The sequence below is a fragment of the Pseudomonas sp. GW821-FHT02B10 genome (assembly GCF_059421865.1).
This window is the reverse complement of record NZ_JBWKVU010000013.1, coordinates 95,489-112,692: the sequence shown is the minus strand read 5'-3', so window position 1 is coordinate 112,692 and position 17,204 is coordinate 95,489. Positions and strand designations below refer to the sequence as shown.

The 17,204-nt window shown below is 63.0% G+C and carries 10 protein-coding genes; 7 read left to right on the top strand and 3 right to left on the bottom strand.

Features of this window, described 5'->3' with window-relative positions:
• The 5 genes from AC07VU_RS24470 to AC07VU_RS24450 all read left to right on the top strand — a co-directional run.
• On the top strand, positions 1-6,166 hold a 6,166-nt coding region (locus AC07VU_RS24470; protein WP_495030634.1), incomplete at its 5' end, for an Ig-like domain-containing protein.
• Positions 6,167-6,391: 225 nt separating this feature from the next.
• Positions 6,392-7,906 (top strand): TolC family outer membrane protein, encoded by a 1,515-nt coding sequence (locus AC07VU_RS24465; protein ID WP_150050265.1) that lies wholly within the window; start codon positions 6,392-6,394, stop codon positions 7,904-7,906.
• Complete coding sequence (locus AC07VU_RS24460) at positions 7,903-10,059, top strand: type I secretion system permease/ATPase (RefSeq protein WP_150050267.1); 2,157 nt, start codon at positions 7,903-7,905, stop codon at positions 10,057-10,059. The genes AC07VU_RS24465 and AC07VU_RS24460 overlap by 4 nt, the downstream gene beginning before the upstream one ends.
• 19 nt (positions 10,060-10,078) lie before the next feature.
• Positions 10,079-11,296, top strand: coding sequence for a beta-barrel domain-containing protein (locus AC07VU_RS24455; protein WP_053260622.1), 1,218 nt, complete (start codon positions 10,079-10,081; stop codon positions 11,294-11,296).
• 8 nt (positions 11,297-11,304) lie between these two features.
• Positions 11,305-12,636, top strand: a complete 1,332-nt coding sequence (locus tag AC07VU_RS24450; protein WP_495030633.1) for a tetratricopeptide repeat protein — start codon at positions 11,305-11,307, stop codon at positions 12,634-12,636.
• 135 nt (positions 12,637-12,771) lie between these two features.
• Here AC07VU_RS24450 and AC07VU_RS24445 read toward each other — a convergent pair whose 3' ends face one another.
• A complete protein-coding gene (locus tag AC07VU_RS24445; RefSeq protein ID WP_053260624.1) occupies positions 12,772-13,701 on the bottom strand; it encodes a LysR family transcriptional regulator in 930 nt (309 codons plus the stop codon).
• 137 nt (positions 13,702-13,838) lie between these two features.
• On the opposite strand from AC07VU_RS24445, the gene AC07VU_RS24440 reads away from it, so the two are divergent.
• On the top strand, positions 13,839-14,894 hold the full coding sequence (locus AC07VU_RS24440) for a tartrate dehydrogenase (protein ID WP_007924955.1): 1,056 nt from the start codon (positions 13,839-13,841) through the stop codon (positions 14,892-14,894).
• 91 nt (positions 14,895-14,985) lie between these two features.
• Positions 14,986-16,326 (top strand): dicarboxylate/amino acid:cation symporter, encoded by a 1,341-nt coding sequence (locus tag AC07VU_RS24435; RefSeq protein WP_277588429.1) that lies wholly within the window; start codon positions 14,986-14,988, stop codon positions 16,324-16,326.
• Between the two features lie 14 nt (positions 16,327-16,340).
• Here AC07VU_RS24435 and AC07VU_RS24430 read toward each other — a convergent pair whose 3' ends face one another.
• Positions 16,341-16,781 carry a GNAT family N-acetyltransferase gene (locus AC07VU_RS24430; protein WP_277588430.1) on the bottom strand — a complete coding sequence of 147 codons (441 nt, stop codon included), beginning with the start codon at positions 16,779-16,781 and terminating at the stop codon, positions 16,341-16,343.
• Between the two features lie 15 nt (positions 16,782-16,796).
• A complete protein-coding gene (locus AC07VU_RS24425; protein ID WP_123363798.1) occupies positions 16,797-17,195 on the bottom strand; it encodes a hypothetical protein in 399 nt (132 codons plus the stop codon).
• Between the last annotated feature and the right edge of the window lie 9 nt (positions 17,196-17,204).

Sequence of the window (17,204 nt, the reverse complement as noted above, 5' to 3'; positions counted from 1 at the left end):
CGGCAGCACCGTCACTACCGTTATCGATGAAAACGGCAACTGGTCGTTCGTGCCGAACCCACTGCAACCGGGTGAGGAAGGTTCGATCACCGTCATCGACCCGGCTGGCAACGCCAGCGAGGCGGTGAACACCGGTTCCAGCGACCAGACTCCACCAGCAGCGCCGACCGTTGACCAGAACAATGGCGATGGCATCAGCGGTACCGGCGAGTCTGGCAGCACCGTGGTCGTCGAACTGCCGGATGGCAGCACCGTCACTACCGTTATCGATGAAAACGGCAACTGGTCGTTCGTGCCGAACCCACTGCAACCGGGTGAGGAAGGTTCGATCACCGTCATCGACCCGGCGGGCAACACCAGCGAAGCGGTGAACACCGGTTCCAGCGACCAGACCCCGCCTGCGGCGCCTGCCGTTGACCAGAACAATGAAGCAGGTCTGAGCGGCACCGGCGAAGCCGGTGGCACTGTGACCGTTGAACTGGCCGATGGCAGCACCGTGACCACCGTTGTCGATGAAAACGGCAACTGGTCGTTCGTGCCGAACCCACTGCAACCGGGCGAAGCAGGCTCGATCACTATTACCGATGCGGCTGGCAATATCAGCGAAGCCACGCAGACCGCTCCAAGCGATCAGACCGCACCGGTCATCGAGGAAGGCTCGTTGGATCTGGTGGATAACGTTGGCACAATCACCGGCACCATCGCCCGTGGCGATGTCACTGACGATGCACAACCGGAGTTCAAAGGCTCGTTCGCGCCTGACGATGCGACCCTGGTCAAGATCTATGACAACGGTGTGCTGATCGGCAGCGCCGCCGTGGATGCCTCTGGTCACTGGAGCTTCGTACCGACACTGCCACTGACCGCGGGTGAGCACAGTTTCGTGGCCGAGGCTGTGGACGCTGCGGGTAATGTCAGCGACAAGACTGCGGCCTGGGACTTCACTCTGGCCGGGGACGCCCCGGCGGCACCGGCCATCACTCAAGTGCTGGACGATGTCGGCACGGTCACCGGCGCCTTGCAGAAAGGCGACAGCACCGACGATAACACCTTGACCATCACCGGTACCGGCGCGGCACAAACGCTGGTCACTGTGTTCGTCAACGGGGCTGTTGTCGGCTCTGTCATGGTCGACGCCAGTGGCAACTGGAGCCTGACCACTGCGGATCTGGGCGCGGATGGCGTGAAAAACATCACCGCGCAGGCCTCCGATCTGGCCGGGCAACTGAGCCCGATGACTGGCGAATATTCGGTCACTTTGGACACCCAGGCGCCGACTCAGCCTGTGCGGGTCGTCGCGACCGACGATCAAGGAGCACAGGTAGGTCCGATCGCCCAGAACGGCGTCACCGACGATGCCATCCCGACCTTCAGTGGCAGCGGTGCGGAGAGCGGGGCGCTGGTCAAGCTCTACGACAACGGTGTCGTCATCGGTTCGACCACGGTCGATGCCAGCGGCAACTGGAGTTACACCGCATCTGCCGCGTTGGCCGGTGGTGCCCATGCAATCACTGCGACCCTCACGGACAAGGCGGGTAATACCAGCGTTGCCAGCGAGGCACTCAACTTCAGCGTCGAAACCGGTGAAGTGGTGGTCAGCATCGTCAAGGCCATCGACAACGTCGGCAGCATCCAGGGGGATATCGCCAGCCGCGGCCTGACCGACGACGCCACGCCGACATTGGTTGGCACGGCAACCGCTGGTGCTCTGGTCACCGTCAGCGAGGCTGGCAAGGTCCTGGGTAGTGTGACTGCCGATGCGTCCGGCAACTGGAGCATGGAGCTGCCGATACAGGCCGAAGGCTTGCACACTTATACCGCCGTAGCGCGCAATGCTGCCGGTACCGAAGGCTCGGCAGATTTCATGCTGGACATCGACCTGACTGCGCCGTCCGCACCCGTGGTATCCGGTGCGTTCGATGACGTGGGTGTGTACCAGGGGCAACTGGCGCAGAACGGTTTCACCGATGACACCACCCCGACCCTGAGCGGCAGCGGCAATGCGGGTGAAGTGGTCAAGGTCTACGACAATGGCACCTTGCTGGGCAGCGTGACGGTGTCCGCCGAGGGCGCCTGGAGCTTCACGCCTTCGACGCCGCTGGCGCAGGGCGCTCACAGCCTGACCGCCACACAGTCGGATGCGGCCGGCAACGAAAGCGTGGCCAGCGCGGCGGTGTCGTTCACTGTCGACACCATCGCGCCAACCGCCATCGTGCAGATCACTGCCATCGATCAGGACACCGACGTGCCGGGTGATTTCATCACCTCCGATACGTCGCTGACCCTGTTCGGCACGCTGTCCACGGCGCTGGGCGCCAACGAGAAGGTGCAGATCAGCATCAACGACGGTAGCACCTGGTCCGATGTGGTCGTGAGCGACCTCAACTGGCGTTATGACGATGCCCGAGTACTGACCGACGGCCTGCACAACTACCAGATACGGGTCATCGACGCTGCCGGCAACGTCGGCTCGCAAGCCTCGCAGGCGGTGGTCATCGATACCGGTATCGGCATCGGCCTGAACATCACTGATATCACCCCGGACTCGGGTGTAGTGGGCGACTTCATCACCAGCGCCACCAGCATTGCCGTCAAGGGCACACTGAGCCAGGAACTGCCGACCGGGGCACGGGTTCAGGTGTCCAGCGACGGCGGCCTGACCTGGGCCAATGCCGCCACTACCGGCACGACCTGGATCTTCGAGGATCCGACCGTGCATGGCGATTCTGTCGTCGTCTATCAGGCTCGCGTGGTTGCGGCCGGCGGCGCAGTGGTGGATAGCGCCAGCCAGGAAGTCACGTTCGACACCACGGCGCCTGCGGCTTCCGCGCTGATCGAGTCGATTACCGAAGACCGTGGTGCCAGTCCGAGCGACTTCATCACCAACGACAATCGTCTGGTGATTAACGGCTCCCTGAGCGCCGCCGCCGAGGACACCGATCGGGTCGAAGTCAGCCTCAACGGTGGCAATACCTGGGAAATGGCGGTCATGGAGAACGGCAAGTGGAGCCTGGACATGACCGACCGCGTGTTGGCCGATGACACCTACATCGTCCAGGCCCGGGTGGTGGATGCGGCGGGCAACCGTGGCACCATCAGCAGCCAGGTCCTGATCATCGACACGGTCGGTCTCAGCGCCAACGGCATGACCTCGACCTTCGTCGTCGCCACCGATACCGCCGCCGGCGTCAGCAACGGCCACAGCACCGCCGAAAGCGCGACCAACAGCGACATGGTCACCCGTGACACCACGGTCACTGTGTCTGGCACGCTGAACGTCTCGCTGCAAGCGACGCAGAACCTGCAAGTTTCGTTCGATAATGGCCAGAGCTGGGTCACCGTGCTGTCCTCCAGCGGTTCGCTGTGGACGTACACGCTGCCTGAGTTCGCCCAGAGCCAGACGCTGAACGTGAAAATGCAACTGGTCGACACCGCCGGTAACGTCGCCACGGGCACCAGCTTCGCCGACTACACCGTGGTCGTGGACCTGGACGCACCGGAACCCGTCACCGTCGCTCCGGTCGTGGCTGCGGCCGTTACCAGCGGCGCTGCATTGTCGTTCGCCAGCGATGTCCATGGTCGTGTCGAGTCCGGTGCGCTCATTGCGCTGGTCGAAGACAGCAACAAGGACGGCGTGTACAGCGAAGGGCTCGACAAGATCCTGGGCTATGCCACGGCGGATGCGCAGGGCGATTGGAAAATCGACGCCTCGCTGAGCAAAGGCAATCACTCCATCGGCTTCGTCGTCTGGGATGCCGCCGGCAACCGCTCCAACCTCAGCGAGCTGGTGCAGGTCACGGCCAGCGATGCAACTACCGCCGGCAGCCGGTTGCAGCAGACGACCTGGGGCGGAACCGCCAGCGGTGCGCAGTATGGTTTGAACGCCGCCGCGGTGACGGTCAACGAAGACGGCACCTGGTCGTTCTTCCAGAGTTCGATGTCGCAGAGCAACGGGGCAGCGGCTAACGCCGGCTATGTCTACAGCGGCGATGATAATCAAACCTACACAGCCACTTACCTGGCGGAACCGACCGGGGTCAACAATCACGACTTCGGCGGGGTTATCAGCCAAGCTGTCTTTGCCGACTACAACCGCGATGGCTTGCAGGACGTCATGAGCCAGACCAGCAGCAGTACCCGCAATACCGCACTGTGGACCCAAAACAGCGACGGTACTTACACGGGTACATCGCTGGCTTTGGGCTGGGGCGGCGTTTTGGGGGTGGGTGCCAACGGTACCGAAACCCATGTAGGCGGCGTGGTGGCCTACGACGCTCAAGGTGACGGATACCTGGACTTCGCATTTGCCGGCTCCAACGACAGTGCATACGTCAAGGTCACCAACGACAAGGGGACGCTGAACTACACGATGGAAAACGGCGGCACCAATTTCGCTCACGAAATCAGTGCGGTCGACGTCAACAACAACGGTACCGTGGAGCTGGCCGGTCACTCGGGCTATGACTGGACCAAAGGCCTGTCGGTCCAGCTGAGCAACGCAGACGGCAGCATCGCCTCCACCTATAACCAGGGTGGCGTGTTCCGTCGTGACAGCACCGTCGACAGCAGTAACCTGCCAATCTCCATGACCTGGGCGGACTTCAACGGCGACGGCTATCTGGATCTGTTCATCAGCCGCAGCCTGGGAAGTGACCGTGCGACCGATACCGACGAAAGCCGTATCTACCTCAACCTCGGCAACGATGCCAACGGTAACTGGTTGGGGATGGCCCAGAACGAGCAGTCGCTGAAGTTCGGCGACAGCATGGACGGCGGTGCCTCGTTCGCCGTGGACTGGAACCACGACGGGCAGATGGACGTTATCGAGGTGCCACGTCGCAATGCGACTGATAGCGCTGCCCAGACAGGTTCGCCTACGGTGTACCTGAACCAGGGCAACAACGTCTGGAGCGGTACCGGACAGTCCCTCAGCGGTACGACGGCTTACGACAACATCACCGGTGCAACCGCAGTGGACTATGACTGGGACGGCGCGGTCGACCTGATCATGTACCGCGCCGGTAGCACCAGTGCCGGCCTGGATGAGAAGTCCGCCACGTCGATCCTGGTCAGGAACGAAAACGTGGTGGCCGACGGCACCAGCCTGCACCTCCGCATCCTGGACAAGAACGGTCTGAACGTGTTCTACGGCAACACCGTCAAGCTGTACAACTCGGCCGGGGATCTGGTTGCGACTCAAGTCATCAACCCGCAGTCCTCGGCGTCGAGCAACAGCCAGGGGCTGGTGAACTTCTACGGCCTGGATGCCAGCGAGACGTACTCGGTGCAGCTGTTGCGCACTGAAAACGGCGCCATCAGCCATGTGGGGGCCTCGACCTATCAGCAAAACTATGTCAACGGCACGGTGAACCTGAACTGGGGCGGGCTGACTACGGGGGCCGCACATGATGCTTATGTGCTGACGGCGGAGTCGACCACCGCGGTCAACGACACCATCGGTGAGTCGGGGCTGGTCGGGACCGGTTACAACGACACCTTCTTCGGTTCCGAAGGCAACGACACCATCAATGGTGGTGGGGGCTGGAACACCGCCATGGACGGCACCCAGACCTGGAGCGCGACGCAGGGCATGGATGTGGTCGACTACAGTCGTGCCACCCAGTTCATGCAGATCAACCTGGAGTCGGGCGTGGCGATCGGCATGGGGACGGACAACCTGATCAGCATCGAGGGCATCGTCGGCAGTGCGTTCTCCGACAGCATCACCGACAGTTCGGCCAACAACCGGATCGAAGGCGGCGCGGGCAATGATGTGATCTACCTCACCAATGGCGGTAATGACACGCTGCTGTACAAGGTGTTGGACGCCAGCAATGCCACCGGTGGTAATGGTAGCGATCAGATCTACAGCTTCCACGTAGGCAATGTGCTTACCGACGGTAATGCCGACGTCATCGATGTCAGCGAACTGCTGGGCTACCAAGGCACGGCAGGGCTGTATCAGGACCAGGGCGTGACCAAGCTGGACAGCGCCTCGACCGAGTTGCAGGACTACCTGAAGGTGGAAGTCGTGGGTAACGACACGGTCATCAGCGTCGATCGTGACGGTGCCGGTGCCCAGTTCGGCTACAGCTCCGTCGCGACGCTGGTCGATGTCAAGACCGACCTGTTGACCCTGCTGCAAAACCACCAGTTGGTGGTGTGATGTGAAAAAGCCCACCTGCGCTCGATGGACCGGGCGCAGGCGGGTTGGCTTGAGAAAAACGCAGACGTGAGTCTGCGTTTTTTTTTGCCCCGAGAGCGGGAGGGTGTTCCCGGGTGAGCCCAGCGGCTCACCGATCGGGCCGTTTTCGCTTTAGGGTTTACCCTACAGATCCCGCGGTGTGGTGTTCTTACCATGAAGACCTTGCTTCATGGAGGTCTACCAAAAATGAGTCACAAATATTGGAGAGCGGGCCTGATCACCGTTGTCTCGTCGATCGCCTTGCTGGGTTTTTCCGAACAGGTGGTTGCTGATACCTCACCTCGCCCCGCTGGGCAGAAACGCATTGTCTGCAACCCGCAATGCGAAACCGTAAGCACTTCTGCAGCGCCAACCTCGCGGCCGGCTCAACCGGTACTCGCACAACCTGCAGCAAAGCAGCCGGGCGCCGCAGGCAAGCGCAATCCTTTTTCCTATGACAGCTTGCCGGCAATGGACGGCAAGGCCATAAACCTGCCGGCCTCCTCGGCCAACCTGGCTCCGGCGCCAGCTGGCGATCTATGGCAAGTCGTCTCGCTGGCGGTCAACCGTTACCCATCGATCCGTGATGCGGCTTCGGTCCTCGAGCAACGCCGTGAAGGCATCGACGTCGCCCGGGCCGGCTACCTGCCGAAAGTGGACGTGGGCATCAGTTCCGGGCGGCAGAGTTTCGGCAGCAACGGGCAGGCACTGTCGCTCACCGCCAGCCAGATGCTGTACGACTTCGGCAAGGTCGGTGGCGCGGTCACCGAGGCCGAGTCCAACGTGGTGTTGCAACAGGTGAAATGGCAGGGCGAGATCGACGACATTGCCCTGCAGGCCGCCGAGGCGGTGATCGAGGTGCGTCGCTACGAAGCGCTGGTCAATGCCGCGCAAGCGCAAAAAGAGCAACTGGAAAAACTGCAGCAACTGGCTGCGCGCCGGGTCAGCGAAGGGGCCAGCACCCAGGCCGACCTGATCCAGGCGCAATCTCGGGTCGAGGCGGCCGAAGCCTCGCTGCTCGCCAGCCAGACTCAGCTGAGCCAGCAACGTAGCAAGCTGCGCATCCTGATAGGCCAGGAACCGCTCAATGACATCGCGGTGCCCGAGAGTCGTTTGGTCCAGGCCCTGGCAACCATTGAGCCCGATCTGGAAATGACCATTGGCGTGCAGCAGGCCGAAGCCGAATGGAGTGTCGCCCAGGCGCAGGCCAGCCAGGCCAAGGCTAATGCCAAGCCGACCGTGTCCCTGGATGCGGGCGTCGACAAGTACCTGGGCAATGTCCCCTCGGGCCGGGACGAGTACGCCTACACCTTGACTGTCAGCGTCAAGCACAGCCTGTTCGATGGCGGCGCGCCGTCGGCGCGGATTCGCGGGGCGGGCCAGGCGGTCCGTGCCGCCGAAGAGCGCATCCATACCCGCAAGCTCGAGGCGCAGAACGCCTGGTTCCGCCTGCAAGAACAAATGGCCGGGCTGTCGAGCCGGATCAAGGTACTGGGTGACCGCTACAAAAGCATGGTCGATACCCGTGCGCTGTACGAGCAGCAATACCTGGCGCTCGGTACGCGCTCCTTGCTCGATCTGTTGAACGCCGAACAGGAAATCTTCCAGGCCCAGACCGACCGGGAAAACTCCCGCCACGACCTCTGGCTGGCCCAGGTGAACTACATCAACGCCACCGGCCATATGCGCAACGTATTCGCCCTGATGGGAGCTTCGTCATGACCACTCATTCAACCGTTGCCCCTGCAAGCTCTACAGCGGATGTAGCGAACCCCTGGCTGGACGCCATGCTGCAAGTGGCCCGGCATTATCGGCTGGAGACTTCGACGGAGCGCGTGCGCGTCATGCTCGACTGGCAAGCCGACCACCCGGCCGACGTCCAGCTCAAGCAAATGGCGCGCGACATGGGCATGTCGCTGTGTTTCGAGAAACCCGGCAAAGGCATCCTGGACCCCTGGCGGCTGCCGGTGGTGGCCGAGTTCGACAACGGCCAGGTCGGCGTCATCGAAAGTGTCGACAACGGCCAGTTCGTCGGCGTGCGCCTGAGCGGCGAGCAGGGCGTATTGCAGGCTTTGCCGGTAGCCGAGGTCTGCGCCCGGATACAACGGGTCTTGCTGTTGCGCCCTGAAGTGTCGACGCCCGATGCGCGGGTCGACGACTACATCAAGCCCTTCGAGGCCAACTGGTTCTGGAAACTGGCGCTGCACGACTGGCGGCGGTACTCCGATGTGATGCTGGCCTCGCTGATCGCCAACGTCCTGGCCCTGGGCGCCATGCTGTTCTCGATGCAGATCTACGACCGGGTGATTCCCGCCCAGTCCGAGCCGACCCTGTGGGTGCTGTTCGGCGGGGTGGTCATCGCCATCGTTTTCGAGTTCTGCATGCGCCTGTCGCGGACCCATCTGACCGACAAGATCGGCAAGCGCGCCGACCTGCGGATTTCCGACCGGGTCTTTGGCCATGCGCTGCGCATCCGCACCCAGGATCAGTCGAAATCCACCGGCTCCTTCATTTCGCAGATCCGCGAGCTGGAGCAGGTGCGCGAGCTGATCACCTCCACCACCGTGAACGCCATGGCGGACCTGCCGTTCTTCTTCCTGTTCCTCGGCGTGCTGTGGTACGTCGGCGGGATGATGGCCTTGGTGCCGCTGGCGATCCTGCCATTGCTGATCATTCCCGGCCTGCTGGCCCAGCGCTGGTTGGCCAGATACTCCAAGGAAGGCATGCGCGAAGCTTCGCTTCGCAACGCGATGCTGATCGAGGCCGTCCAGGGCAACGAAGACATCAAGCTGCTGCGTGCCGAGCAGCGCTTCCAGACCCAGTGGAACCACCTCAACCAGGTGTCGGCCGACATCAGCATGCGCCAGCGCTTCATCACCGGTGCGTTGATGACCTGGACCCAGGAACTGCAATCGCTGGTCTATGTGTTGGTGATCCTGGTGGGCTGCTTCATGGTCATCAGCGGCGACATGACCACCGGCGCCTTGATCGGTGCCTCGATCCTGTCGTCGCGGATGATTGCGCCCCTGGCGCAATTGTCGGGCGTCATGGCGCGCTGGCAGCAGGCCAAGGTCGCCCGCGAAGGCCTGGACGAGTTGATGAGGCGCCCGGTCGACCAGCCCCTGCACGGCAAGATGCTGCACCGTCCGGTCATCCACGGCGACTACCGCTTCGAGGGCGTGAAGTTCCGCTACGAGCAGGAGCAGAAGCAGCCGGCGCTGGAGATCCCCGGCCTGACGATCAAGGCCGGCGAGAAAGTGGCGATCCTGGGTCGCAACGGCGCCGGCAAGTCGACCCTGCTGCACCTGTTGTCCGGCTTGCAGGCGCCCCAGGAAGGCAACGTGCTGCTGGACTCATTGAACCTGTCGATGATCGATCCGTATGACGTGCGCCGTGACGTGGGCTTCCTCAGCCAACAGGCATCGCTGTTCTTCGGCTCGCTGCGCGACAACATCATCATGGGCAAACCCATGGCCACTGACGACGAGATCATCCAGGCACTGACCTTGAGTGGCGCGCTGTCGCTGGTGCAGTCGTTGCCCGATGGCCTGGATCACATGATCCGCGAGGGCGGCAAGGGCTTGTCCGGCGGCCAGCGGCAAATGCTCTTGCTGGCCCGCACGCTGATCCGCAACCCCCGCGTGCTGCTGCTGGACGAGCCGACCGCCTGGCTCGACGAACTCAGCGAGCAGCAGCTGATTGAAAAGCTGCTGCCGTGGCTCGAAGGCCGCACGCTGATCGTCGCCACCCACCGGCCGGCCGTCCTGAAATGGGTGGACCGCATCATCGCCGTGGACAAGGGCCGGATCGTCCTGGACGACACCAAACACATCGTCATCAGCCAGATGAGCAAACCGCGCGCATCCGCTGCCTGATCGCCGAACGGGAGAGATTATGAACATCAAATTACCTTCATCCGATCGCCTGAACCCGATCAACTTCAGCCTGACCCGTCCGGATCTGTTCGAAGCCCACAGCCGGCTTCCGCGGGCGTCGTGGTTCGTCTGGCTGACCTTCGCCGGTCTCGCCTTGCTGCTGGTCTGGGCGTACTGCTTCACCCTCGACGAGGTCTCCAGCGGCACCGGGAAAGTGATTCCCAGCTCGCGCGAGCAGGTCATTCAATCCCTGGAAGGCGGGATCGTGGCGCAACTCAACGTCAAGGAAGGCGACGTGGTGCAGGCCGGGCAAGTGCTTGCGCAACTGGACCGCACCCGTTCCGAGTCGTCGGTGGATGAAAGTTCTTCCCGGGCCCGCGCCGCCCTGGCAACGGCTAGCCGCTTGCGGGCGGAAGTGGAAGGTAGCGAGCTGACGTTTCCCGACTACGTCATGGAAGACCCGGCCCTGGTGCGTTCGGAAACGGCGCTGTTCAAGTCGCGCAAGGACAGCCTGGCCAAGAGCCTGGCGGGCATCCAGGAAGCCCTGGCGCTGGTCAGGCGCGAGCTGGCGATGACCGAGCGCCTGGCGAAAATGGGCGCGGCCAGCAACGTCGAAGTCCTGCGCCTCAAGCGTCAGGCCAACGAACTGGAAATGAAGGCCAACGATACGCGCACCCAATACCTGGTGCGTTCGCGCGAAGAACTGGCCAAGGCCAACGGCGAAGTCGAAGCCCAGCAATCGGTGACCCGCGGGCGTGCCGACATGCTGTCGCGCCTGACGGTGGTGTCGCCGGTGCGCGGCGTCGTGAAGGATATCGAGGTCAATACCGTCGGTGGCGTCATTCCACCGAACGGACGACTGATGGTGATCGTGCCGATCGAGGATCAGTTGCTGGTCGAGGCGCGGATCTCGCCGCGGGACGTCGCTTTCCTGCATCCGGGCCAGCGGGCCACGGTGAAGATCAGCGCCTATGACTACGCCATTTACGGCGGCCTGGAAGGCGAGGTGGTGACCATCTCGCCAGACACCATCCAGGACGATGTCAAACGCGATGTCTATTACTACCGGGTCTTTGTCCGCACCCAAAGCGATTCGCTGTTCAACAAAAGCGGCGAAGCCTTCCCGATCTTTCCCGGGATGATCTCCACCGTGGACATCCACACCGGCGGCAAAACCGTTTGGGAGTACCTGGTCAAGCCGCTTAACAGAGCTCGCGAAGCCTTGCGCGAACGTTAAGAGCCGCGTTGTACCCCACTACCTTTTTGCGCACCGGGCTGGCCTTGGGTCAGCCCGGCAAGGAGCTTGTCATGGCTAAAAAAAGAACTCGAAAGTCCGCTATTCCGGCGATCCGCAATTCGGCGCAGCTATTGATCGAAACCGCGGGCACGCGCGCCAAGGCCCTGCATCAGCAAGGGCGCTACGAAGAGGCGCTCAATGTCTGCCAGCAAGCGATCCGCATGGCGCCCGAACTGATCCAGGCCTGGACCGATGCGGCGGTCAACTGCCTGAAGCTCGAGCGTTGGCAGCAGGCAGTGGGTTATGCCGAACAGGCACTGGCGCGTGGAGGCCGCAGTTTTGCATTGTTCGACGCCTTGTCCCATGGTCATGGTGCGTTGCGGCAATGGGAAGACGTCAGGAAGTACGGCTTGATGGCCTTGCAACTGCGGGATCAGCGTTTCGGCATGACGCCAGCGGCGCCCCATGCGGCACCGGAAATGCCGCCTTTACCTTCCACACAAACCCAGGATAAGAACGTCATTGCGTTCTCGTTATTCGGTGCCGACTCCAAGTATTGCGAAACGGCAGTGCTTAACGTGATTGAGCAGCCGAAGATCTATCCGCACTGGACGTGTCGCTTTTACATCGACGACAGCGTGCCGCCGAGCGTGGTCGAAAGACTGACCGTGGCCGGCGCGCAAATCGTGCCTGTCGATGAGCAGGCCCATGGCTGGCCCGGCCCGATGTGGCGGTTTCTCGCGTTGCAGGATGAGCACCTGCACCGAGTGCTGTTCCGCGATGCCGACTCGGTGATTTCGATCCGGGAAGCCGAGGCGGTGGAGGAGTGGCTGCACAGCGATTGCCGGTTCCACTGCATGCGCGACAGCGGCACCCATACCGAGCTGATGCTGGCGGGGTTGTGGGGTATGGTGGCCGGCGCTTTACCGCCATTGCAGCAATTGACGCAAGCGTTCTTCGGCGCCGCTGTCGAGTCGCGGCACTTCGCGGACCAGTATTTCCTGCGCCAGCACGTCTGGCCTTACGCGCGGCAGAGCCTCATGCAGCATGATTCGATGTTCGGTTTCATGCAGGCACGGACCTTTCCGGGTGGCCCCATGCCGGCCGATTTTCATGTTGGCTATGCCGAAGGTTCGCCGCTGTTCAAGGCCCAGACGGAATGGGCTGATGGCACCCCGGTGCAATGGACATTGCTGCTCAAGCAAGCGGAGCAAGACGTCGTGGTCTGTCGTTATCCTGGCGTGGTGAAGGCGGGGTTGGTGAGCGCGCATATCCCGGCACGGTTTGCCAGGATGATCAGTAGCACGGAGGCAGAGATCAGGTTGATGCGGTCCATATGAAAGGCATGGAGGCGTATAGCTTCTGTAGGCGCGAGGGAGAGAGTGGGGCCTGGCACGCGATGAACGATAACTCGGTGGTAAAGACATTCCGCCTCGCGGCCATCGTGGACACGTCGGATCGCCGCCCGCTCGCTCCTACGGCAGGGTGGGCGGCGACCCCGGCTCGTCGAGGTTGTCGATGTGCTTGAAGCGCTCCACCAGGAAGTCGATCAGGCTGCGCACCCGCGCCGACAAATGCAGCTGTTGCGGGTAGACCGCGTAGACGTCGGCGCGGGTCGGCGTCTGGTCTTCCAGCACCAGGCGCAGGCGGCCGCTGCGCACGTAACGGGCGATGTCCCATTCGGCCCGCAGCAGGATGCCATAACCTTCCAGGGCCCAGTTCAGGGCCACCTCGCCGTCGTTGCAGCCCAGGGCACCGCGGACCTTGACGTTCTGCGTGCGCCCGCCGTTGGTAAAGCTCCACACCCCGTAGGGCGTCTCGTTCTGGCGCAGGAAGATGCAGTTGTGCTGCTGCAGGTCCGCCAGGCGTTGCGGCACGCCATGCTTTTGCAGGTACAGCGGCGAGGCGCATAACAGGCGGCGGTTGGAGGCGATCTTGCGCGCATGGAAGGCCGCGTCCGGCAGGCTGCCGAAACGGATGCCCAGGTCGAAGCCGTGGGTCGCCAGGTCCAGCGGGTGGTCGCTGATTTCCAGCTGGATTTCCACCTCGGGGTAGCGCGCGAAGAACGCGGCCAGGGCCGGGCCGATGTAACGCCGGCCGAACCCCAGGGAGGCATTGACCCGGATCAGGCCCTTGGGGGTCGCCCGGCTGCTGCCGAGCAGCTGCTCGACCTCGTCGATCTGGGTCAGGATGCGCGCCGCGTGGGAGAAATACAGCTCACCTTCAGTGGTCAGGCTCATGGAGCGGGTGGTGCGGTTGACCAGGCGGATGCCCAGCCGGGCTTCCAGCGCGGACAGGCGCTTGCTCACCGCGGGCGGGGTGACGCCCAGCTCCCGGGCGGTGGCGGCGAGGCTGCCCTTGTTCGCCAGCAGGTAGAAAAACGACAGGTCGAGGCTCGGGTTCATTGGTAACTCAAAGTTATGTATGTAGTGATTTTGAGTAACTCATGGGGCTTTTCTCACTACATATACTCCGCCCACACCCTGTCTGGACAGCCTTGTCCGACAGGCACAACAAGAAGGTAACGAGAAAGGGGTGGACCATGAGTGCATACACAATTGCCGCGATCCCGGGTGATGGCATCGGTGTGGAAGTGATCGCCGCGGGCGTTGAGGTGTTGCAGGCGCTGGCGAAGAAGTCGGCCTTCCAGCTGGACTTCAAACACTTTGACTGGAACTCCGACAACTACCTGAAAAACGGCTACTACATTCCTGAAGGCGGCCTGGCGGAGCTGAAGACCTTCGACGCCATCTTCTTCGGCGCGGTCGGCGCCCTCAACGTGCCGGACCATATCTCCCTGTGGGGCCTGCGCCTGCCGATCTGCCAGGGCTTCGACCAGTACGCCAATGTGCGTCCGGCGCGGGTGCTGCCTGGGGTGAAAAGCCCGTTGCACAACGGCGAGCAGATCGACTGGGTGGTGGTGCGGGAAAACTCCGAGGGCGAGTACTCCGGCAACGGCGGCCGGGTGCACCGCGGCTTGCCCGAAGAGGTGGCGACCGAGGTTTCGGTGTTCACCCGGGCCGGGGTCGAGCGCATTCACCGTTTTGCCTTCGAGCTGGCGCAAAGCCGTCCGCGCAAGCACCTGACCCTGGTCACCAAGTCCAACGCCCAGCGCCATGGCATGGTGCTGTGGGATGAGATCTTCTATGAGGTCGCCCGGGACTTCCCGGACGTCAGGGTCGACAAGGAGCTGGTGGACGCGGTGACCACGCGCATGGTGCTGAAGCCGGCGACCCTGGACGTGATAGTCGCCACCAACCTGCATGCCGACATCCTCTCCGACCTGGCCGCGGCGCTGTCCGGCAGCCTGGGCATCGCCCCGACCGCCAACCTCAACCCTGCGCGGCGTTTTCCCTCGATGTTCGAGCCGATCCACGGCTCGGCCTTCGACATCACCGGCAAGGGCGTGGCCAACCCGATCGCGACCTTCTGGACGGCGGCGATGATGCTCGAACACCTGGGTGAAGCGGCCGCGGCCAAGCAACTGATGTCGGCCATCGAGGCGGTGACCGAGAGCGGCCTGCACACGCCTGACCTGGGCGGCACGGCCAGCACCCGGCAGGTCACCGACGCGGTGCTCGCCCTGATCAATCGCTGATTCACAGTCGTACTGCGGCACAACGCCAGGGGGCGGGTCGCGATCCGCGCCCCTGGCATTTCCTGACAACAATAAGAATCAGGGCCCTGTGATGAAAAGAATACTTGGCAAACTCTATGTGCAAGTCCTTATCGCCGTGATGCTCGGCGCCCTGGTCGGGGTGCTGGTACCGGAAACCGGCGCCGCGCTGAAACCCTTGGGCGACGCCTTTATCAAGTTGATCAAGATGCTCCTGGCGCCGGTGATCTTCCTCACCGTGGTCACCGGCATCGCCCGCATGGAAAGCATGAAGGAGCTGGGCCGGGTCGGATTTCGCGCGCTGATCTATTTCGAGGTGGTCTCCACCCTGGCGCTGGTGGTGGGGCTGGTGGTGGTGGATGTGTTCAAGCCCGGCGCCGGCATGAACATCGATGTCGCCAGCCTCGATACGTCCAGCCTGGGCACCTACACCAGCGCCGCCAGGCACGCCTCGTTCATGGACTTCGTGCTCAACATCATTCCCGACACCATCGTCGATGCGTTCGCCAAGGGCAACGTCCTGCAGATCCTGCTGTTTTCCATCCTGCTGGGCATTGCCCTGGCCCAGGTCGGACCGCGGGGCAAGTTCTTCGTCGATGCCCTGGATAGCCTGATGCAGGGCATGTTCCGCATCGTCAACATGGTCATGCGCCTGGCCCCCATCGGCGCGTTCGGCGCCATTGCCTTCACCATCGGCAAATACGGTTTCGGCTCGCTGTTTTCCCTCGGCAAGCTGATGGCCTGCGTCTACCTGACCTGCGTGCTGTTCGTGATCTTTGTGCTGGGGCCGATCTGCCGCTACAGCGGTTTCAGCCTGTGGAAGTTCCTGCGTTTCATCAAGGAGGAGCTGTTCACCGTGCTCGGCACCAGCTCCTCGGAGTCGGTGCTGCCGCAGATGATTTCCAAGATGGAAAAGGCCGGTGTGTCCAAGCCGGTGGCCGGGATGATCATTCCCTCGGGCCTGACCTTCAACCCGGACGGGCAGGCGATCTACTACACCATCGCCGCCATCTTCATCGCCCAGGCGACCAACACGCCGCTGACCCTCACCGATCAGTTGATCGTGCTGGCGGTGCTGATGTTCACCTCCAAGGGCTCGGCGGGGGTCACAGGTTCGGGGTTCATCATTCTGGCGGCGACCCTGGCGTCGCTGGGCACCATTCCGGTGGCGGGCATGGTCCTGCTGTTGGGCGTCGACCGCTTCATGTCGGAAGCGCGGGCGATCACCAACACCATCGGCAACGGGGTCGGCACCCTGGCCATCGCCAAATGGGTGGGGGCACTGGACACGGCGAAGATGCACAAGGCGTTCAATGGCGAAGTGCAAGAGGCGCCGCCGGCGCCTGACAGCACGCCGCCGGCGACAGGGGCTGGCACCTTGCTGCCCGGCCTGGAGAAGGCCTCTCGGGCCTAGGCAGCCCTGGTCGCCTACAAGGCCTTGCTCATGAAGATCCGGCTGCTGCCCGCGGGCTCGCAAGGGATCTCGCCGAAGCGTTGCCAGCCGTGTTTTTCGTAGAACGACGGCGCCTGGAAGCTCAGGGTGTAGAGCACGGCCGAGCGGCAGCCGCGGCGCCGGCCTTCGTCTTCGCAGGCTTGCAGCAGTCGGGCGCCGAGGCCCGAGCCGCGCAGGCTGTCGGGCAGGTAGAACAGGTCGATGAACAACAGGCCCAGGGAGGTGCGGCCGCTGATGCCGCCCAGGACCTGGCCGGTCTCCGGGTCCTTGAGTTCCACGGCCAGGGGCTGGCGATCGTTGTAGCCGGTCATCTGTTCGTTGAAGGCGGCGAGGCCCTGGCCGAGCAGGGTTTCGAAGGTGCTGTCGATGGTGTTGCTGATAACGATCAAGGGGCTGGCCGTGACGGCGGGTTTCATAGGGAGCATTCCAGTTCAGGCATCGCGCAACAGGTCGTGGGCGTCGAGCAGGCGGTAGGCGATTTCCGGGTTCTTCTCCAGGCCGCGGCGGATGGCGGCGGGGATCGATTGGCGGGTCTTGCGGCACAGGCCCGGTAGCTCGTCGAGCTGGATGGCGATGCCGCGCATGCTGCGCACTTCGTTGAAGCTGGGGGCGATCTGTACGCGGATGCCCAGCAGTTCGTACATCCGCCGCTGCATGTGTTCGAGGTCGCTCAGGCTTTGCAGGTTTTCCAGCCGCTCGAGCAGGCGCTTTTCTTCCTGGCGGGTCAGGCCGAGGATGCGCAGGTCGGTGCCAGGGGTTTGCAGCAGGCGCTCGCGCTGGCAATCGCAGGCGCCGGGAGGGCAGGGCTGACGGATCTGGAAATCAGGCATCTATGGACT